General features: G+C 67.9%; 17 protein-coding genes. 9 read left to right on the top strand and 8 right to left on the bottom strand.

All coding sequences use genetic code 11. The features are described 5' to 3' along the window. Positions 1-9: 9 nt before the first annotated feature. Positions 10-1,389 (top strand): amidase, encoded by a 1,380-nt coding sequence (locus CVV72_RS28795; protein ID WP_219146755.1) that lies wholly within the window; start codon positions 10-12, stop codon positions 1,387-1,389. 75 nt (positions 1,390-1,464) lie between these two features. On the opposite strand, the gene CVV72_RS28790 is transcribed toward CVV72_RS28795, so the two are convergent. The 4 genes from CVV72_RS28790 to CVV72_RS28775 form a co-directional block, all read right to left on the bottom strand. Continuing rightward, positions 1,465-2,127: a DUF4276 family protein gene (locus tag CVV72_RS28790; protein ID WP_219146753.1), complete on the bottom strand. Its 663-nt coding sequence runs from the start codon at positions 2,125-2,127 to the stop codon at positions 1,465-1,467. Continuing rightward, positions 2,120-3,247 carry an AAA family ATPase gene (locus CVV72_RS28785; RefSeq protein WP_219146751.1) on the bottom strand — a complete coding sequence of 376 codons (1,128 nt, stop codon included), beginning with the start codon at positions 3,245-3,247 and terminating at the stop codon, positions 2,120-2,122. Before CVV72_RS28785 ends, CVV72_RS28790 begins: the two co-directional genes overlap by 8 nt. 64 nt (positions 3,248-3,311) lie before the next feature. Beyond that, the gene (locus CVV72_RS28780; RefSeq protein WP_219146749.1) at positions 3,312-4,166 is read right to left on the bottom strand and encodes a CoA ester lyase; all 855 of its coding nucleotides are present in this window, start codon (positions 4,164-4,166) and stop codon (positions 3,312-3,314) included. A gap of 138 nt (positions 4,167-4,304) precedes the next feature. Next, the gene (locus CVV72_RS28775; RefSeq protein ID WP_219146747.1) at positions 4,305-5,366 is read right to left on the bottom strand and encodes a CoA ester lyase; all 1,062 of its coding nucleotides are present in this window, start codon (positions 5,364-5,366) and stop codon (positions 4,305-4,307) included. A gap of 118 nt (positions 5,367-5,484) precedes the next feature. Here CVV72_RS28775 and CVV72_RS28770 point away from each other — a divergent pair, with 118 nt between their 5' ends. The 5 genes from CVV72_RS28770 (at position 5,485) to CVV72_RS28750 (ending at position 12,593) form a co-directional block, all read left to right on the top strand. Then, on the top strand, positions 5,485-7,698 hold the full coding sequence (locus CVV72_RS28770; protein ID WP_219146745.1) for a serine/threonine-protein kinase: 2,214 nt from the start codon (positions 5,485-5,487) through the stop codon (positions 7,696-7,698). Beyond that, positions 7,689-9,956, top strand: a complete 2,268-nt coding sequence (locus CVV72_RS28765) for a serine/threonine-protein kinase (RefSeq protein ID WP_219146743.1) — start codon at positions 7,689-7,691, stop codon at positions 9,954-9,956. Before CVV72_RS28770 ends, CVV72_RS28765 begins: the two co-directional genes overlap by 10 nt. Before the next feature lie 318 nt (positions 9,957-10,274). After that, on the top strand, positions 10,275-10,925 hold the full coding sequence (locus CVV72_RS28760; RefSeq protein ID WP_219146742.1) for a hypothetical protein: 651 nt from the start codon (positions 10,275-10,277) through the stop codon (positions 10,923-10,925). 19 nt (positions 10,926-10,944) lie between these two features. Beyond that, the gene (locus CVV72_RS28755; protein WP_219146741.1) at positions 10,945-11,595 is read left to right on the top strand and encodes an NAD(P)H-binding protein; all 651 of its coding nucleotides are present in this window, start codon (positions 10,945-10,947) and stop codon (positions 11,593-11,595) included. Between the two features lie 50 nt (positions 11,596-11,645). Continuing rightward, complete coding sequence (locus tag CVV72_RS28750; protein WP_034309354.1) at positions 11,646-12,593, top strand: ribose-phosphate pyrophosphokinase; 948 nt, start codon at positions 11,646-11,648, stop codon at positions 12,591-12,593. Here CVV72_RS28750 and CVV72_RS28745 read toward each other — a convergent pair. Further along, entirely contained in the window at positions 12,590-13,894 is a 1,305-nt protein-coding gene (locus CVV72_RS28745; protein ID WP_219146739.1) for a D-arabinono-1,4-lactone oxidase, read from the bottom strand. The genes CVV72_RS28750 and CVV72_RS28745 overlap by 4 nt on opposite strands. A gap of 87 nt (positions 13,895-13,981) precedes the next feature. Between CVV72_RS28745 and CVV72_RS28740 the strand changes: the two genes are divergently transcribed. Then, on the top strand, positions 13,982-15,166 hold the full coding sequence (locus CVV72_RS28740; RefSeq protein WP_219146737.1) for an amino acid deaminase/aldolase: 1,185 nt from the start codon (positions 13,982-13,984) through the stop codon (positions 15,164-15,166). 474 nt (positions 15,167-15,640) lie between these two features. Here CVV72_RS28740 and CVV72_RS28735 read toward each other — a convergent pair whose 3' ends face one another. Further along, positions 15,641-16,285 (bottom strand): TetR/AcrR family transcriptional regulator, encoded by a 645-nt coding sequence (locus CVV72_RS28735; protein ID WP_016330531.1) that lies wholly within the window; start codon positions 16,283-16,285, stop codon positions 15,641-15,643. Positions 16,286-16,411: 126 nt separating this feature from the next. On the opposite strand from CVV72_RS28735, the gene CVV72_RS28730 reads away from it, so the two are divergent. Next, the gene (locus CVV72_RS28730) at positions 16,412-17,734 is read left to right on the top strand and encodes a GH1 family beta-glucosidase (RefSeq protein ID WP_219146736.1); all 1,323 of its coding nucleotides are present in this window, start codon (positions 16,412-16,414) and stop codon (positions 17,732-17,734) included. Continuing rightward, positions 17,727-18,983, top strand: a complete 1,257-nt coding sequence (locus CVV72_RS28725) for an MFS transporter (protein ID WP_219146734.1) — start codon at positions 17,727-17,729, stop codon at positions 18,981-18,983. The genes CVV72_RS28730 and CVV72_RS28725 overlap by 8 nt, the downstream gene beginning before the upstream one ends. A gap of 315 nt (positions 18,984-19,298) precedes the next feature. Here CVV72_RS28725 and CVV72_RS28720 read toward each other — a convergent pair whose 3' ends face one another. Both CVV72_RS28720 and CVV72_RS28715 read right to left on the bottom strand, forming a co-directional pair. Then, on the bottom strand, positions 19,299-19,721 hold the full coding sequence (locus CVV72_RS28720; RefSeq protein ID WP_219146733.1) for a hypothetical protein: 423 nt from the start codon (positions 19,719-19,721) through the stop codon (positions 19,299-19,301). A 13-nt stretch (positions 19,722-19,734) separates the two neighbouring features. Continuing rightward, positions 19,735-20,109, bottom strand: a complete 375-nt coding sequence (locus CVV72_RS28715; protein ID WP_016330535.1) for a hypothetical protein — start codon at positions 20,107-20,109, stop codon at positions 19,735-19,737. Positions 20,110-20,333: the final 224 nt, after the last annotated feature.

Raw genomic sequence — 20,333 nt, 5'->3', positions numbered from 1 at the left:
AGTGTTGCCGTGCCGGAGTTGCCTGATCTGACCGCCGTCGAACTGGTCGCGCAGTACCGTGCCGGGACGCTGTCGCCGGTCGAGGTCACTGAAGCCGTCCTCACGCGTATCGAGGCACGCGAACCCGAGCTGCACGCGCTCTACGCGTACGACCCGAGCGGCGCGCGCGAAGATGCGAAGGCGTCCGAAAGTCGTTGGCACGCAGGGGAACCGCTCGGTCCGATCGACGGCGTTCCGCTGACGCTCAAGGAGAACATCGCGACCCGCGGCACCCCGGTCCCGCTCGGCACGGCCGCCACGTCGTTGGAACCCGCGACCGAAGACGCCCCGGCGGGCGCTCGCGTGCGCGAGTCCGGCGGGGTCCTGCTGGGCAAGACGACCATGCCGGACTACGGGATGCTGACGTCCGGGCTGTCGAGTTTCCACACCGCGTCGCGGAATCCGTGGGACACCACGCGCACGCCCGGCGGCTCCAGCGCCGGTGCCGGTTCGGCGGCCGCCGCCGGTTACGGTCCGTTGCACGTCGGCACCGACATCGGCGGCTCGATCCGGCTGCCCGCCGGCTGGTGTGGCCTCGTCGGGCTGAAGCCGAGTTTCGGCCGGGTGCCGGTGGACCCGCCGTTCCTCGGCCGCGTCGCCGGGCCGATGACGCGGACCGTGGCGGATACCGCGCTGCTGATGAGCGTTCTGTCCGGTGTGGACGGTCGCGATCACCTTTCGCTGCCTGCGTCCTCTGTGGACTGGACGTCGCTGTCTTGCGAGGTCAAGGGCTTGCGGATCGGACTGCACCTCGATCCCGGGGTCGGACTTCCGGTGCTGCCGGAGACGATCGCCGCCGTCACCGAAGCCGCCCGACTGTTCGAGGCCGCGGGTGCCGTCGTCGAGCCGGTTTCGCCGTTCCTGCGCCGCGAAATGCTCGACGGCCTCGACACCTTCTGGCGCGTCCGCGCCTGGTCGGACATGTCGGCCCTGCCCGAAGACCGCCGCGCGAAGGTCCTGCCGTACATCGCCGACTGGGCCGCCGGCGGTGCCGACGTCAGCGGTGTCGACACCTACCGCGGTTTCGCGCAGATCGACGCCATCGCCGTCGCGACCCTGCGCGCGACCGAGCGCTTCGACGTCGTCCTGTCCCCGACCTGCCCGGTCTCGGCCCCGCCCGCCGAGTGGCCCTCGCCGACCAACGACCCGCGCCGCCCGTTCGAGCACATCGCGTTCACCGTGCCGTACAACATGTCCGGCCAGCCCGCGGTCTCGATCAACTGCGGCTACACGAGCGACGACCAGCCCATCGGCCTCCAGATCAGCGGCCGCCGCTTCGCCGACCTCGACGTCCTTCGCGCCGCTGCCGCCTACGAAACCCTTCGGCCCACTCCACGCCCTTGGCCCTGAGTCGAGACTCCCGCAATTCGCCACCTGGTTGCGATCCTTGCGCGCGCAACTACCGCAATCAGGTGCCGAATTGCGTCAAATCCTGGCGTCGATCGCGGCCAGCCAGGCGGCGAAGTGCGGACACTTGGCTTTGAGCCCTTCAATGCCCAGATCGGCGATCGCCAGCGGTCCTTCGAGAGTCTTGACGTAGTCGGGGCAGTATCTGGCCAGGCGCTTCGAAGGCGCGTTCTTCGGGTCGTCGTTGACCAGTTCAGGCCCGCCGGCTTCGGCACAGTCCTGTTCGATCCGTTCGGCTATCGCGGGGTCGTCGCGTAAGAGGGCGAGCTGGTCACCGGCGGCGAACACCCAGGACTCCAGTTCGTGCTGGACGAGATGAGGCACGAAGCGGTGATCACCCACTGCTGTCCGCAGCGCCTCTTCGACGTGCTCGACCTTGCCGGTGGCGGCGCCTGCCGGACGTGTCGCCATACCCGGCGCGTCCGAAGGGAAGCCGTAGTAGTCGAACAGCGTCGTCAGTACGGCGAGACGTGGGCTGGCGAGCAGTTCCTTGATCTCCCGGTACAGCTTCGGCCACGACGTGACGCCGCCGCGGTAGGTCACGGACGAGGTCTGTGTGCGAACCGTCGAATAGGTGACGAACCAGCCGTGCCGCTGGAGATGGCCGGACAGCAGATCCCGGACGACGGTCGCTTCCGTCTGGCCTTCCACCAGCAGATGCAGACGCTTCGGTTCAGGCATCGAGAACGCTGCCCAACGATCCCGGTTGCCCGCCGATGATGTTCTTCTCCCAAAGCTCGCCGAGTGAGTATTCGTCGAGCCAGTGTTCCAACGCGGTCTTGTTGGGCCGGGTGAAGACCGAATCGCCGTCACGTAGCTCGACGACGATGAGGTCTTCGGCGGAGAACTGGTTCATCAAGGTCACCGACTGGGTCGCGATCAAGACCTGACTGCGCGTGGAAGCGACCCGGAGCATGTCCGCGAGCTGGACGATGGCGAACGGGTGCAGACCCAGCTCCGGTTCGTCGAGCACGACGAGCGCGGGAATTTCCGGCTGAAGCAACAATGTGACCAGGCAGACGAAACGCAGCGTTCCGTCGGACATCTGGTTGGCCGAAAAAACGGTTTCGGAGTTCTGCCGCTGCCAGCGAAGCAACACGCGGTCGGTGCTGTCCGGCTGGAGAACGAAGTCGCGGAAGAACGGGGCGACCAGCCGGATCGCACCGACGATCCGGCGATACGCGACCTTGTCCGCCCGGTCTTCGCTGTCCCGGAGCCGCAGCAGGACCGCGGCGATGTTGCCCGCGTCCGCGCGCAGAGCCAGGTTGTCCGCGGTCGGGGAAAGGCGCTTCACCGGGGCATCGACGCTCGTGTCATGGAAGTGATAGACGCGGCAACCTTGGAGTAACTCGATGATGTGCGACGCCACCGACTTGCTCCCACGCTCTTCGACGACGTCGTTGAGGCGGCTTTCCCGGTGCCCTCGTCCGATCGATTTCGTCCAGGGCTGTTCATGGCCGGGACCGTGGTACGAAATCACTTCTTCGTCGAAGATCAGTTCTTCACCGGGTGCCGCCGCCAAATGAGCCTGGTAGCTGTTGGGTGGCGCCTCCAGCTTGAGGCTGATCCGCAGGGTGTCCGCGGCGTCGTTGATCAGCGCAGACGCGCCGCCGTTGCGTCCCACGAACAGGTTCAGCAGATCTTCGCTGATCCTGCCCAAGAGCTCGAAGGCGTGGACGAAGTTGCTCTTGCCCGCGCCGTTCGCGCCGATGAGCACGTTCATCGCGCCCAGTTCGACGCGCGCCGAACGGATCGAGGTGAACCCCTCGATCTCGATCGACGTCAGCCGCTGTCGGGTCATGGGCACAGCTTAGGCAGGCGTCCATATGAGTTGCCTAACGACCGCATTCAGAGGTCTAAATGCGTCAGTTGCCGATCGCTTCGGCCAGCGCCAGGATCCGCCGCGCGTTGTCCACGTGCAGGTTCTCGATCATCCGCCCGTCCACGGTCACGACGCCCTGCCCGGCCGCCTGCGCCTCCTCGAACGCCGCGATGATCTTGCGCGACCGCGTGATCTCCTCCTCGGACGGAGCGAAGATCCGGTTGCACGGCTCCAGTTGCGACGGGTGGATCAGCGTCTTGCCGTCGAAGCCGAACTGGCGTCCCTGCACGCATTCGGCCTCGAAGCCTTCGAGGTCCTTCACGTCGTTGTAGACGCCGTCGAGGATCGCCTTGCCGGTCGCCCGCGCGGCCAGCAGCGCGAGCGAAAGCCCGCCCAGCAGCGGCGCGCGGCCGGGGACGAACTCGGCGTGCAGTTCCTTCGCCAGGTCGTTCGTGCCCATGACCAGCACGGTCAGCCGTTCGGACGCCGAGGCGATCTCCTCGGCGTGCAGCATCGCGACCGGCGTCTCCACCATCGCCCAGATCTTCGTGTGGTCCGGCGCGCCGCCGAGCTCGAGCGCGCGCTCGATGTTGTGCACTTCGGCGGCGGAGTTCACCTTCGGCACCACGATCGCGGCCGGGCCCGCCTGCGCGGCGGCGCGAAGGTCGGCGTCGTGCCATTCGGTGTCGAGGCCGTTGACGCGGATGGTCACCTCGCGCGAGCCGTACTCCTTCGACGACGCGGCCGCGCAAACGCGTTCACGCGCGGCTTCCTTCGCGTCGGGCGCGACGGCGTCTTCGAGGTCGAGGATCAGCCCGTCCGCGTCGAGCGTCTTGGCTTTTTCCAGCGCTCTTTCGTTCGCGCCGGGCATGTAGAGGACTGAACGTCGGGGGTTCATGCGGAAGCCTCCTGATCTTTTCGGGTCGCGCGTTCTGGCCGGCAGGCCTCGCTGACGCGGCTGCGGGTCGTCGTGCGATGGCGACTGACGGGTACTCGATCAGTCGCGGCCCGTAGACGTGTCCGCGATCGCGCGATGTCAAACACTCGTGGCGGCGTCGTACGTGGCGGCGAGTTCAGGATCGTCGGCGGCGAGGGCGTCCGCGAGTTCGGCGACCACTCGGCATTGCTTCACCGAGGCGTCGTCCTGCATCTTTCCGTCGATCATCACCGCACCGGTGCCGTCACCCATCTCGGCGATCACGCGCCGCGCCCACGCGACGTCCTCGGGCGAGGGCGAGAACACCTTCTTTGCGATGTCGATCTGCACCGGGTGCAGGCTCCAGGCGCCGACGCAGCCGAGCAGGAACGCGTTGCGGAACTGGTCCTCGCAGGCCACGACGTCGCGGATGTCGCCGAACGGCCCGTAGTACGGCAGGATCCCGTTCGCCGCGCAGGCGTCGACCATCCGCGCGACGGTGTAGTGCCACAGATCCTGCTGATACGTCGTGCGTCCCTCGTTCAGGTCCTCACCGGTCGGGTCGGTGCGCACCAGGTAACCGGGGTGCCCGCCACCCACCCGGGTGGTCTTCATCCGGCGGCTCGCGGCGAGGTCGGCCGGGCCGAGCGAGATGCCCTGCATCCGGGGGCTCGCGCCCGCGATCTCCTCGACGTTCGCGACCCCGCTGGCGGTTTCCAGGATCGCGTGCACCAGCAGCGGTTTCGTGAGCCCGGCCCGCGCTTCGAGCTGCGCGAGCAGCCTGTCGACGTAGTGGATGTCCTGCGCGCCTTCGACCTTCGGCACCATGATCACGTCGAGTTTGTCGCCGATCTCGGTGACCAGCGTGATCAGGTCGTCGAGCACCCACGGCGAGTCGAGGCTGTTGACACGGGTCCACAGCTGCGTCTTGCCGAAATCGGTCGACTTCGCGATGGAGACGAGCCCGTTCCGCGCGGCCTCCTTGCGATCGGCGCGCACGGCGTCTTCGAGGTTCCCGAGCAGGATGTCGACCTTCTTGGCGATGTCCGGGACCTTGGCGGCCATCTTCTCGTTGCTGGGATCGAAGAAGTGGATCATCCGCGAAGGAGGTACGGGGATCTGGCGGAGCGGTTCCGGCGCCCCCACCGCGAGCGGGGCGAAGAAATCCTTCGGCGAACGCATCGTTCCTCCATCGCAACGGGCTAAGTGACCGACGAGTAACCCTAAACCCGGAAGCCGGGGAACCGCTGCGGCGCAGCTCACCTCCAAGGGGACACGATCGGGAATCGCGGAGGAATCTGTGGACGACTGGGCCTTGCCGGGTTTCACCGAGATGGGGTCGCTGGGCGAAGGGGGATTCGGCCGGGTCGTGCTGGCCCGCCACGACGAATCCGCGCAGGTCGTGGCCATCAAATATCTACACGCACGGTTCGTGGCCGACCCGCGGAGGCTGGCCGAATTCCGCCATGAGGCGCAGATCCTGAGCCGTGTTTCGGGGCCCCACATCGCCCGTCTGCACCAGTTCGTCGAGACCCCGCAAGGGGCCGCGATCATCATGGAAGCCGTTCACGGAATCTCCCTGAAAGAGATCCTCGGCCGCCAGGAGAAGCTCGAACCCGAAGCCGCGCTGGCCATCCTCAAGGGCTCGCTGCTCGGCCTCGCCGGCGCGCACGCCGCGGGCACCGTCCACCGCGACTACAAACCGGCGAACGTCCTGGTCACCCGCGAGGGGCAGAGCAAACTCGTCGACTTCGGCATCGCCGTGCTCGCCGGGCAGGCCGGGGTCGCCGCGGGCACGCCCGCGTACATGGCGCCCGAGCAGTGGGCGGGCGGCATCGCCACACCCGCGACCGACGTCTACGCCGCGACCTGCGTGTTCTTCCAGTGCGTCGCCGGGCACCGGCCGTACGAGGCCGAACAGACCGAAGTGCTGCGCACGCTGCACGAATACGCCCCGATCCCGTTCGGCGAGGTCCCCGAACCGGTCCGCGACCTCATCGCGCGCGGCATGGCGAAGGACGTCGCCCAGCGGCCCTCGGGCGCGGCTGAGTTCGTCACCGAACTGGAGGCGTCCGCCAGGAAGGCGTACGGCGAGGACTGGGAGCGCAACGGCTGGCACTGGCTCGCCAAAGGCGCCGGGGTCCTGGTCGCTCTCTCCCCGCTGGCCCTGCTCGGAGCCGGCACGGCCGCGGCACCGGTCATCGCGGGCGGAGCGGCGGCCACCGGCGGCGGGATCGCGGTCGGCCTCAAGGTGACCGCCGCGATCGCCGCCGTCACCGCGGCCGCCGTCGGTACGGTCGTCGTGGTCAACGCCGACAGCGACGAAGCGCCGCCCCAGACGACGACCGTCGCCGCGATGAAGGTCGACCTCCTCACCCGCACCGAGAAATTCGACGGCTTCGACTACAACGGCAAGTACGTCCGCATCAGCGGTTTGAAGGACAAGGCGGCCGAAGAGCGGGTCAACAAGGCGCTCATGGCGCCGATCGACGGCTGGCTCGCCGACATCTGGCCCGACGGCTACCCGCCGCAACGGGAACCCGACGGCGACATCCCGCATATGAAGACCGAGGCCGAGATCCTGCGCCAGGACGACAAGCTGCTCACGGTCGTCTACAAACGCTCGATCGACTCCGTCCAGTTCGGCAACCACGGCGGCTTCAGCATCCGCCCGATCGTCATCGATCTGACGAAGGGCGAACAGATCCCCACCGCGCGGCTCTTCGACAACGTCGACGGCACCGCCGGCCGGATGCGCATGCTCGAAGACATGCTCTTCGACGCCGCCAGGCCGGGCGACTGCCTCGCCGACGCGCCGAGCGAACCCGGGCACCTGCCGGTCGGCGCGATGTCGGATCCGTGGTCCGTCACCGGCGACGCCGTGCTGCAGGCGGCGCCGACCGCGAACGGGATGACGTTCTACGTCTACGGATCCGTGCTCGGCTACCCCCGGGTCTGCGACCCGACGCAGGTCACCGTCGAATACCGCCATCTCCTCCACCTGATGAGCCCAGCGGTCATGAATCTGCTCGGCGGCCCACAGGCGCAACGCACCAAAGAGGTCGACGTCGGTGCTTTCACCATCACCACCCCGGAAAAGTGGTCGCTGCTCTCCGGCGCCCTCATCGAGCGCCACCTGGTGACAGCCGACCAGTGCGCGGGCGGGATGCAGCCCGTCCAGTGCGCGAACGTCGTCTTCAGCGACAACTCGCGGTCCGACCCGGCCACCCCGCCGTATGAACCGGGCAAGCCGTACAACCGCTCGGCCGGTCCGCGTCCGTGTCATTCGATCGGCGCACCCGGGGAGACCCAGGGGGCGCCTACCCTCCAGATGAAGGAACTTCGCCCGGTCGGGACGAAGAGGGCGGCTTATGAAGAGTGGCGGCTCACGTGTTCTGGCGGCGGTAGCGTCACCCAGCGGGTCTGGTTCCTGCCGAAAACGCAGCTCGTGATCGTCGACGAATGGAACACTCCAGGCCTCGACAAGATTCTGGAAGAGGCCCGATGGAACTGACCGACGAGTGGAGACTGCCCGGCTTCACCGAGCTGGAGCAGCTGGGCACGGGCACCTTCGGCCGCGTGGTGCTCGCACGCCAGGACAACACCGGACACGTCGTCGCGATCAAGTACCTCTTCTCCCGCTTCGCCTCGGACCCCGCGCATCTCGCCGCGTTCCGGCAGGAAGCGCTGGCGCTGCACCGGGTGTCGAGCCCGCACGTCGTGAAACTGCACGAGTTCTTCGAGACGCCACAGGGCGCGGCGATCGTCATGGAGGCGATCAACGGCGTCTCCCTGCGTTCGGTGCTCCAGGCCGAAGGCGCTCTCGAACCCGAAGCCGCCCTCGCGGTGCTGAAGGGTTCGCTGCTCGGGCTGGCCGCGGCACATTCCGCCCAGGTCGTCCACCGGGACTACAAACCGGCCAACGTCCTCGTCGCCGACACCGGGGAAAGCAAGCTGGTCGACTTCGGCACGGCCGTCCTGGCGGGGGAACGGGGCCCGTCGGTCGGCACGCCCGCGTACATGGCGCCCGAGCAGTGGTCGGGCGGACAGGCCACGCCCGCGACCGACGTCTATGCCGCGACGTGCGTGTTCTTCCAGTGCGTCGCCGGGCACCGGCCGTATCAGGCCGACGACACCGAAGTGCTCCGCACGCTGCACGAACACGCGCCGATCCCGTTCGGCGAAGTCCCCCAGCCGGTGCACGAGATCGTCGCGCTGGGGATGGCGAAGGACCCGACGAAACGACCGGTCGACGCGCTCATGTTCGTCAGTGAGCTGGAACGCGTCGCCCGCGCCGGCTACGGCGATGAATGGGAACGCAAGGGCTGGTCACGGCTGGCGAAGGCGGCGGGTGTGCTCGCCGCGGCGACCCCGTTGGTCCTGCTCAGTGCCGGTACGGCGGCCGCGCCCGGGGTCGCCGCCGCCGGGACGGGCGCCGCGGCCGCGTCGACCGGTGGGATCGCGGCCGGACTGAAGATCGCCATCGGTGTCGCCGCGGCGACGGCCGCCGTGGTCGGCTCGGTGGTCGTCTTCTCCGACGCGAGCACACCGCCACCGTCACCGCCGACCACACAGCAGGCCGTCGCGCTCAAGGTCGCCATGAAGACCCGGACCGGGACCGTGCCCGGGACGACCCTCACCTACGACGGGGACTACCCGGAGGTGACCGGTTCGCCGGATCAGGCCTGGCTGAAGCGCGTCAACGACGCCCTGACGGCGCCGATCGACGAGTGGAACCGCAAAACCGGCCCGGGCGCCGCCAAGCTGGAGCCGGAACGCGGCCCGTACAAGCTCCTCACGAAGGCCGACGTGCGTTCGCAGAACGAGCGGTACCTCTCGGTGCGCTACATGCACGACCTCGAGAACAAACCGCATTCGACCTGGGGAAATGGTCGTGCGGCGGTGACCATCGACCTGAAGGAGGGCAAGGCGCTCACTCCCGCCGAGCTGTTCGCCCCCGGAAAGTTCACCGACGACGGGCTGCGGACCCTCGCCGAACTGCTCTGGCCCGACAAGCAGCAGTGCGGTGCCCTCAGCAGCACCTTCCCGTACCAGCCCCTCAAGACGGCCGACCTCGCCGAAGAGCCGAAAGTGTGGCTCGCGTTCACCCCGTCGGACGTCGAGATCACCGTCGACCTCAACCTGCTCGGCTTCGCCACCGCCTGCGGAGTCCAGAACTACACGCTGCCGTACGACAAGCTGACCGGTCTTCTGAACCCGGAACTCGTCGAGGGCGTGACCGGCGGGAAACCGCTGAAGGGAACTTCGTCCGCTCCGCCCGCGCCAGGATTCACCGACGTCTCGGCCGGCGCGCTCACCCTGCATCTGCCGCAGGACTGGTCCGTGGTCTCGCAGGGGCTGGAGAAGGTCCTCGTCGCCCCCGGCTGTCCGGATCCCAAGAAGTACTTCAACTGCAAGTACGTCCTCCTCACGGACAACAGCCTGCAGTCCGCCGAGCAGCCGCCGTACCGGCCCGGTGAGTTCTACCGGCGCAGCGCGGGCGGCCGGGCCTGCAACGCCGCCGGGCGGAAGGACCTCCGCCAAGAGGGTGACGCCGTCCGCACGGTTTCCACCACCGCACCGGTCAGCGGGGCTTCGGCGACCTACGAGGAGTGGACGATCCAGTGTGTTCCTCGTGGACAGACGGGCGGAAGCGGCGAGACACAAGTGACTCAGCGGATCTGGTTCGTTGCGGACAGGCAAATCGTGGTGATGGACGAATGGCGGACACCCGGCGTCGAAGAACTCCTCCGCACCGCGACGATCTCCTGACCTGACCTGCGAAGGTCCAAAGTGGAATGAGTATTCGTTGGGCTGAATGGCCCAATGTCCCGCCGCGTCGTCTGTGACCGTTCGGAGACGCCGGGTAACACCATTTACCTCTCCCTCACTCGGTTGGCGGCACGTCGGACTGAAGTCCGATGACCGCCTACCGACCGGTCACCGATGACAAGGCGCCGCCGATCGCAGCCACTCCCGTTGTCCGGCGCCGTCGCCTCCCGGCCCTGTTAGACAGTTCATGTGCCGCTTCCACCGAGGTGGCACGGGGATGACGAGCCCTAGGGAAACCAGGTTCGAAGGAGGCGGAACGTGGCGGCTACACCGAACATGGAGAGCTCGACGGTCGCCGGTGGCGCGAAGCGCAGCCGGTCACTGCCGAGCCGGGTGGTGCCGCCGATCGAACTGCCCGCGAGCGTCGGGGAGCTTTCGCGCAAGGCGGCGGCCCTGCTCGGCTGGAACGGCATCGTGTTGCCGGAGACCACCGTGCTCGGCCGCAAGATCTGCGTGGTCGCCCGGCTCCGTACCGACGTGCACGCCGAGCGCATCGCGATGGGCATGGGTCCCGTCGTCGATCGCGCCACCGTCGACACCTGGACATGGCCAGAGCTGGCCGCGACCGCACCCGCGCCGGCCGCCGAGATCATCGGCGTCCTCGCGGTCGCCCGGCACTGGCGCACCGCGATGGCCTCCGCGGTTCCGTTCGCACGTTACGGCGAGGCCGCGATGGTTCTCCCATCGCCTGCCGTACTGACGGAAGACTACGTCGGCAACTGCCTGCCGCGTGCCCGCGCCTACGGGCTCGGCATCGTCACCGCCGACCCCAACGCGGTCGCCGACCTCGACCTCGAGGGCCACGGCGAGCGCATGATCCTCGACGAGGACCCCGTTTCGCGCCTGGTCAACGAGATCGTCTACGACCAGCTGCTGCGCGAAACCGAGCTCCCTGCCGAAGTGGACTGAACGCGCTACGGTCGGGTCCATGCGAGTAGTCATTGCGGGTGGACACGGACAGATCGCGCTGAAACTGGAGAAACTCCTCTCCGCACGCGGTGATCAGCCCGTGGGGATCGTGCGCAACCCCGGTCACGTCGCCGATCTCGAGGCGGCCGGTGCCGAAGCGGTCGTCCTCGATCTGGAAAAGTCCGATGTGGACGCCGTCGCCAAGGCGCTCGACGGTGCCGACGCCGCAGTCTTCGCGGCGGGCGCCGGGCCGGGCAGCGGCACCGCCCGCAAGGACACTGTGGACAGAGCGGCCGCGGAACTGTTCGCGGCCGCCGCCGAGCGGGCGGGCGTCCGGCGGCATATCCAGGTCGGCTCCATGGGGGCGGACAACTGGGAGACCGCGGACGTCCCGGACGATTTCCGGATCTATCTCAAGGCCAAGAAAGCGGCCGAAGACGATCTGCGGGCCCGCGATCTCGACTGGACGATCCTTCGGCCGGGACAGCTCACCGACGACGAGGGCACCGGCAAGATCCTGATCGCCGAATCCACCGGACGCGGGCCCATTCCCCGCCAGGATGTCGCCGCGATCCTCGTCGCGCTGCTCGACACCCCGTCGACGGCGGGCCGCGTCCTCGAAGCGATCTCGGGTGATACTGCTATCTCTCAGGCCTTTTCCGCTCTGTGAAACTCTAGTGTGTGGACGTAATCCGTCTTTTGACTGAACGGAGTAGGTCCTTGCGCGAGGACATCGCGGTCTTCAGCGGCAGTGCACATCCCGAGCTCGCCGAAGAGATCTGCGCCCATCTCGGCGTTCCCCTGCATCCCGTGAAGGTGCAGCGGTTCGCCAACGATTGTCTCGAAGTCCAGCTCGAAGCGAACTGCCGCGAGCGCGACGTCTTCCTGATCCAGCCACTGGTACGGCCGGTGCAGGAACATCTCGTCGAGCTGCTGCTGATGCTGGACGCCGCGCGGGGCGCGTCGGCCAAGCGGATCACCGTCGTCATGCCGCACTACTCGTACGCCCGATCGGACAAGAAGGACGCGCCGCGGATCTCGATCGGCGGCCGTCTCGTCGCCGACCTCATGGCGACCGCCGGCGCCGACCGGGTGCTCGCGATGACGCTGCATTCGCCGCAGGTGCACGGCTTCTTCAGCGTTCCGGTCGATCACCTGCACGCGTTGCAGGAGCTGGCCAAGCACTTCCGCCAGTACGACCTCTCCGCGACCACCGTCGTCTCGCCGGACCTCGGCAACGCCAAGGAGGCCGCGCATTTCGCCCGGCTGCTCGGCGTTCAGGTCGCCGCCGGCGCGAAGCAGCGCTTCGCCGACGACAGGGTCGAGATCAGCTCGGTGATCGGTGAGATCACCGGCCGCGACGTGATCGTGCTCGACGACGAGATCGCCAAGGGCAGCACGGTGATCGAGCTGCTCACCAAGCTGCGCGAGCTGAAACCGCGGTCGATCCGCGTCGCCTGCACGCATGGGCTCTTCTCCAGCGGCGCGCTCGAGCGGATCGGCAGCCAGCCCGACGTGCTGGAGGTCGTCTGCACGAACACGGTGCCGATCCCGCCGGAGGAGCAGAGCCCGAAGCTGCGGGTCCTGTCCATCGCGCCCGCGCTGGCGGAGGCGATGCGGAGGATCCACAACGGCGAGTCGGTCAGCGCCTTGTTCGAAACGGCTTAGGCGGTGCCGAGGACCCGGTCGAGGTAGGTGTTCGTGAAGACCCCGGCCGGGTCCACCTCCTTGCGGACGCGCAGGAAGTCGTCGAAGCGCGGGTACCGCGAGCGCAGAGTCGCGGCGTCGAGGTCGTGCATCTTGCCCCAGTGCGGGCGGCCGCCGACCTCGCCGACGATCGACGCGAATCCGGCGAAGTACTCGCGGTAGGGCATGCCGACGAACTGGTGGATCGCGATGTAGGCGGAGTCGCGGCCGTTCGCGGTCGAAAGCCAGATGTCGTCCGCGGCGGCGACCCGCACCTCGACCGGGAACGCGACCGGGTTCTCCAGCTTCGGGACGAACGCGCGAAGTTCGGAGAAGACGTCGTGCAGTGCTTCGCGGGGGATCGCGAACTCCGACTCGACGAACCGCACGCCGCGATGAGTGACGAAAACGCGATGCGACGTGTCGCTGTACTCGCGGGCGGAGAGGATGTTCGAGGCGAATCGGCCGAGCGGCTGGACGAGTTTCGGTACCGCGCGGCCGAGACGGCACAGCCCGCCGAACGCGATGTTCTCCGTGACCTCGTAGTCGACGAATTCCTTCAGCTTGGTCAGCGGGCGGCGTTCGCTGCCTGCCGGAAGCCGGTTGTTGCGTTTGACCAGGGCGTTCTTGCCGTAGGGGAACCAGTAGAACTCGAAGTGGTCGTTCTCGTCGGCGAACCGGTCGAAACCTTCGAGGACCTGCTCGAGCGGTTCCGGTCGCTCCTGGGCGGAGAGCAGGAACGAAGGTTCACACTGCAGGGTGACCGTGCTGATGACGCCGAGCGCGCCGAGTCCGACCCTCGCCGCCGCGAAGAGATCGGGGCGCTCGTCCGCCGAACAGGTGACCACGGTGCCGTCGGCGAGCACGAGTTCGAGTGCGGCGATCTGGGTGGCGATGCCGCCGAGCCGGGCGCCGGTGCCGTGGGTGCCGGTGGAGATCGCGCCCGCGACGGTCTGCGCGTCGATGTCGCCGAGGTTGGTCATGGCAAGGCCCAGCGCGTCGAGTTCGGCGTTGAGCTGCTTGAGCGTGGTGCCCGAACGGACCGTGACCAGGCCTTTCGCGACGTCGGCCGACGCGATCCCCGTCCAGCCGGTCAGGTCCATGGCGTCGGAATCCGCCGCGGCGATCGCCGTGAAGGAGTGGCCGCTGCCCAGGGGGCGCAGGCGCCGTCCGTCCGCGGCGGACCGGCCGATCGCTTCGGCGATCGCGGCCGTGTCCCGCGGTTGATGCACGCGAAGGGGCGACGCCGTCGCGGTGCCGGCCCAGTTGCTCCACCGTGTCATGCGCCCACCTAACTCTCGTCTGTGAGTGCCGAAACAGTAAGTGAATAGTATTCGCGTTTCAAGCCCTTCTGTCGTACCTTAGTTCGGGTGACCAGTGCGACGGTGTACGACTTGGCGACGAAGGACCTGGATCCTCCGTTCGCGGTTGTCGACTTGGATGCGTTCGACGCGAACGGCGCCGACCTGCTGCGGCGGGCTGCCGGGAAACCGATCCGCGTGGTCAGCAAATCCGTGCGCTGCCGCTATCTGCTCGAACGGGTCCTCGCGCGGCCCGGTTTCGAAGGCCTCATGTGCTACTCGCTCGCCGAGGCCGTCTGGCATGTCGAGCAGGGGACGTCCGAGGACATCGTGGTGGCGTACCCGACCGCCGACCATGGCGCGCTGCGGCGGCTGGCGGCGAACGACCGGGCGCGGGCGGCGATCTCGATCATGGTCGACTCGCCCGAGCATCTCGACCTGGTCGACGCCGCGCTGGGGCAGGGGCATCCCGAAATCCGCGTCTGCCTGGAGCTCGACGCTTCGTGGCGGCCGCTGCCAGGAGTGCACGTCGGTACCCGGCGCTCGCCGGTGTTCAGCCCGCGACAGGCCGCGGACCTGGCACGGACCATCTTGTCCCGCAAGGGTTTCCGGCTCGTCGGGATGATGGCGTACGAAGGTCAGATCGCCGGGCTCGGCGATGCGGCGGGCGGCGGCGTCAAGAACTCGCTCGTCGGCTGGATGCAGCGGAAGTCCATTGTGGAAATCGCGAAACGCCGCGCGGCCGCGGTCCGCGCGGTACGGGCCTTGGCCGACCTGGAGTTCGTCAACGGCGGTGGCAGCGGCAGCGTCGAATCGACCGGCGCCGAAGCGGCCGTCACCGAGATCGCGGCGGGCTCGGGCCTGATCGGGCCGACGCTCTTCGACGGCTACGCGCACTTCTCGCCGCGCCCGGCCGCCATGTTCGCGCTGCCCGTCGTCCGCCGTCCGGCACCGAAGGTCGCGACCCTGTTTTCCGGCGGCTACATCGCTTCGGGCCCCGCCGAGTCTTCCCGACTCCCGACGCCGTACCTGCCCGAAGGTCTCTCGCTGCTCGGGTTCGAGGGCGCCGGCGAAGTCCAGACTCCCGTCTCCGGCGAAGCCGCCCGGCACCTGCGGCTCGGCGACCGCGTCTGGCTGCGCCACGCGAAGGCGGGCGAACTCGCCGAACGCTTCACGCACTACCACGTCGTCGTCGGCGACCGCGTCGACCGCACGGTCCCCACCTACCGAGGCGAATCCCAAAACTTCGGCTGACCCGCGCGACCCCACCCCCCACCCATCCCTGGGGGGCGCGCCCCGCACCAGCGTATCGGGAGGGGGTGTCGGGGATGGCGGTTCCGAGGGGTGAGGGGCGAGGTTGTCCACAACTGTGGGTGGGTGTGGACAGCTTATGTGGATAACTGGATAAGGCCAGGTCGGAGGCTGTCTCGACGGGGTTCCTGGGGGTTGTGTGACTGGTGGGACTGGGGATCGGGCATCGGTGGACACGAATGGAGCAAAGGGGGATCCACCGGTGACGCGAAGGCCCCCTTGAGGACGTTGAGCGTCTCAAAGGGGGCCTTCGTGACGTCCAGGAAGGCCGTCAGGAGTCCATAGTGGACTGAAGGCGCCACCAGTCGGGCCGAGCTGAGTGTCCCCAATGTCGCATCAGGGACGCTCAGCGACTCAAATGCGACATTGGGAACCCCAGCGAACCCCCGACGACATCCAGAGCCCCCCGAAAAACCTTCAGGCTTCGCCGAACTTACTCGCCAAGTACCCCTTCACCACCGACTTCGCCTCCGCCACGATCCGCTCGTCTCCTCGCGGGTCCCGGCGGAAGGCCAGCTTCAGCAGAGCGTCCGCCGTCTCGTTCGCGATCGTCAGCGCGAACCGGATGTCGTCGGGCGGCGACTGGATTCGCGCCGAAAGCACGTCGGTGAGCGCGTCGACGATGACGGCGTTGTTGTCGCGGGTCTCGTCCAGGAGCTGCCGGTCCACGACGTCACCGAAGTGGACCTTCGAGAAGCCGGGTACCTCGCGGTGCATCGCGAGGTAGATGTCGAGGATCGAGTCCACGACGTCCCACCAGTGTTCGGGCGCGAGTTCGTTCAGGGTTTCCGACACCGAAGCGACGAACCGTTCGAGGTTCCGTTGCGTCAGCGCCTGCACCACGGCCCGCTTGTCGGGGAAGAACTGGTACAGCGAACCGACGGCCACGCCGGCGCGTTTCGCGATCAGCGTGGTCGTCAACGCGTCGTAACCGAGTTCGTCGATCAGCTGGGCGCTGGCGTCGAGCATCTGCTCCACCCGCTTGGCGCTGCGCTGCTGGACGGGCTGCCGCCGGAGCGGAGTGGTCTCCGCTTGCGGTTTCGCGGCCTGGATGTCGGACACTCGGGCTCCTCCTTCGCTGATCTGCGACTTTATCGTGCCGACAGGGTTCCCCCCGGTCGAGTGAAGGCATAGTATCTGAGAACTTTTCATGTTCGGCCGAGTCTGAAGAGGAAAGGTGTGCCACCGGTGGAGAATCCGACCTTCCCGTCCGAATTCCTGTGGGGTGTTTCGACCTCCGCCTTCCAGATCGAGGGGGCGACCGGGGAAGGCGGCCGAGGACAGTCCATTTGGGACACTTTCACCGAAACGGAGGGAAAGATCGCGCGGGCTGAGCACGCCAAAGTAGCCGCCGATCACTTCCACCGCTACTCCGAGGACATCGCCCTGATGGCGGAACTCGGCGTCGGCGCCTACCGGATGTCCTTCGCCTGGCCCAGGATCCAGCCTGACGGCGGCGGCAAGCCCAACGCCGAAGGCCTTGCCTTCTATGACGAATTGCTCGACGAAGTCTGCGCCGCCGGCATCGCGCCCACCGGGACGCTGTTCCACTGGGACCTCCCGCAGGCGCTCGAAGACAAGGGCGGCTGGCTCTCCCGTGATACCGCCGAACGCTTCGGGGAGTACGCCGCCATCATGGGCGAACGGTTCTCCGATCGGGTGAAAATGTGGATCCCGCTCAACGAGCCCATGGTCATGTCGATCTTCGGGTACGCGATCGGTGAATACGCGCCCGGCAAGACGCTCCTGCTCGACGCCTTGCCCACCGCGCACTACCAGAACCTCGCGCACGGGCTCGCCGTCCAGGCCCTCCGCGCCGCCGGTGCCCGCAGCGTCGGCACGGCCAACAATCATTCGCCGATCTGGCCCGCCTCCGATTCGCCGGAAGACAAGGCCGCGGGCGAATGGATCGACGCCCTCATCAACCGCACCTACGCGGATCCGGTGCTGCTCGGCCGATATCCCGAACAAGTCGTCGACCATCTCCCGGCGGGTTTCGCCGGCGATCTGCCCACCATCGCGCAGCCGCTCGACTTCTACGGGGTGAATTACTACGAGCCGCAGGGCGTCGCCGCGCCGGGTGAAGGCAATCCGCTGCCCTTCGAGCTTCGCGCGATCGAGGGATATCCCATGACCACCAACGATTCCCCGATCGTCCCGCACGGGCTGCGCGATCTGCTCGTCGGTTTCCACGAGCGCTACCGCGAGCACCTCCCGCCCGTCTACATCACCGAAAACGGGTGCAGTTTCGACGACGTCGTCGCCGAAGACGGGCACGTCCACGACCAGGAGCGCATCGACTTCCTCGACAGTCACCTCGTCGCGGTGCGGGAGGCGATGGACGCCGGTGTCGACATCCGCGGGTACTTCGTCTGGTCGCTGATGGACAACTTCGAATGGTCGAAGGGCTACCAGCCGCGCTTCGGCCTGGTGCACATCGACTACGAGACGCTGAAGCGGACGCCGAAGGATTCCTTCGGCTGGTACCGGGAACTGATCCGCCATGAGTGAGGTCCGGGAGCTGCCCGAGGCGCTCGCCGAACCGGTCGCCAGGGTCCGCGCGGGCTGGATGAGCCTGCTGTTCTTCGCGAACATCGCGCTCTGGCTCGGCGTGTACGCGCCCATCCAGGTCCTCCTGCCGAAACAGGCCGAGTTGCTCGACGCGGCCGACAAGGAAGCGGTGTTCAGCCTGGTCACCGGGATCGGCGCGGTCGTCGCGCTGATCGCCAACCCGGCCATCGGCCTGCTCTCGGATCGCACCTGCTCCGCCCGCGGCCGCCGTCATCCGTGGACGGCGGCCGGCGCGGCGGTCGCCGCGGCCGGCCTGCTGATCCTCGCGTTCGCGCCGAACGTCGCGGTCATGGTGCTCGGCTGGTGCCTGGTCCAGGCGGGACTGAACGGGATGCTCGCGATGCTGGTCTCGGCCATCGCGGACCGGGTGCCCGTGCCGCAGCGCGCGCAGGTCGGCGGGCTCGTCGGCATCGCGCAGATGCTCGGGACCGTGCTCGGCGCGGTGGTGGTCGTGGTGATGCTCGACCTCGCCGGTCTCCCGCTGGGATACGCGGTGTGCGCGGCCATCGTGCTGGCGGGTGCGGCGGCGTTCATCCTGCGTACGCCGGACGCACGGCTGCCGATCGCGTTCCGCCCGTCGGCCCGGACCCGTGACGTGCTGGCGAACCTGTGGATCTCCCCGCGCAGGCATCCCGACTTCGCCTGGGCGTGGGGATGTCACTTCATGATCAACCTCGGCAACGCGTTCGGGACGCTGTACCTGCTGTTCTTCCTCAAGGACGCGGTGCACTACGAAGATCCGGACACCGGCCTGTTGATCATGATGGGTCTCTACGGCGCCGCGCTGGTCGTCGGCGCGCTCGTCGCCGGGCATTTCTCCGACAAAACGGGACGGCGCAAGCCTTACGTCCTCGCGGCATCGGCGGTGATGGCCGTCGCGGCGTCGCTGCTCGTCGTCTGGCAGAACTGGACGGCCGCGCTCGCGGCGTCACCGTTGCTGGGGGTCGGTTTCGGCGCGTACATGGCCGTCGCGCTGGCGATGCTCACCCAGGTGCTGCCCGCCGCGCAGGACCGGGCGAAGGACCTCGGGGTCATCAACATCGCGAACTCGCTGCCGCAGGTGGTGGCGCCGATGCTGACCGCGCCGATCCTGGCCTACCTGGGCGGATATTCGAGCCTCTTCGCGGCTTCGGCGCTGTCCACCGTCATCGCCGCGGTGCTGGTCACGCGGGTGAAGGGCGTCCGCTAGGCCGTACGTTGGAGACCGCGGACCGGTGCCGGTCGGGGGAGGGGAGTGCAACGGCACCGGCCCGCGGGGTTCGGGGGATGACAGCGCGCTCCGGGGCAGGTATCGCGCTGCGTTTGTGATCATCAACCTAGCGACCGATTAGTGGCTTCGCTAGGTGTTCTGCCGATAATTTTCGATTAATCGCGGTGGGGACCGGAGTGATTACCGAGAGCGGCTCGTGACGTTCGGGGGTACGCGCGAACCGCTTCCGGCGGAGGCGAGATCGTGGCGTGGTTGCCGAGGGGGCGCTCGGACCGCCGTTCACTCGCCCGGCTTCTATGCGTGCACGCCGCCGATGGCGGCACGACGCGGGTTGACCAGCGCGTGCCTGCCGGTGGTTTCGGCCGCGCTCACCCTGCTCTGCCCGGGGACGCGGCGGCGGCTTTCGCGCCGGTGGTCCTGGGTGGCCGCGGTCTGCTGGGGGGCGAGGCCTCCGGCGACCAGGTGCTCGTGCGCGACCTGCCATACCGAGCAGGGGGCCTTGCACTTGTGCCACCGGGTCGAGCACGTGGGGCAATCCCCGCGCTCGTCGGGCTCGTGCGCCTTGAGCATCGCGCGCCAGCCTTCGGTCAGGCGGGGGAGCTCCGAGCGGGCGACCGAGACGAGCGACTGCGCGTCGGCCCGGGTCGCGAGATCGGAGAGCATGTCGAGGCGTTCCCAAACCGCGTTGCGGAGAACTTGCCCTAGGACCTGATCCACGGAGAACTCACCGTTACCTTTCCGCCATCTTGGCGGCTTCGTTGAGCGCTGCCCTGAGCTGGCCGAGCTGGCCGGACGTCAGGCGCGCGGTCTCTCCCGGCGGCGAGACGAGAACCACCTGGTTGTCTTCGACGAACACGGTGACGGCACGTTCACGGCTGATGAGATCGCCGCACTGCACCCGCCAGACCAGCTGTCCGCCTTCGTAACGGCGCACACTCGCGGTACGAGGATCGACCGGGGCGGAAGGGGAGACCGGACGGTTGGCGCCGGGGGCGACGGCGACCGTCTGCTGACCGGCGGGGCCGGCCGCACGCAGGTGGCGCGTGGCCATACCGGGCCGTCCCGCGGTGATGGAGCCTGTTGCGATCGAGTCCACGAACTCCACTGGCTCTTCTCCGCTCTCTCGTTCCACGTCGTCTTCGTTTCCGCGTGTCCGCACCTTTAGGGGGTTCGGAGACTTGGTAGCTCTCTGTGATCGCTGCCGGTGGCCGGTCGGTCACGGAGATCTGACAACTACAGTGATGTGAAACCGAGTGCGATAGAAGGTCGAACCGCCGTCATAGCGGTGACCGGACGAGGTTTCACGGTAAGCGGTCAAACGACTTCTGC

Origin of the sequence: Amycolatopsis sp. TNS106 (assembly GCF_019330265.1) — a bacterium.
GTDB lineage: Bacteria > Actinomycetota > Actinomycetes > Mycobacteriales > Pseudonocardiaceae > Amycolatopsis > Amycolatopsis lurida.
Note: the sequence above shows the minus strand (reverse complement) of the source record. Positions and strands in the feature narration are given on the sequence as shown.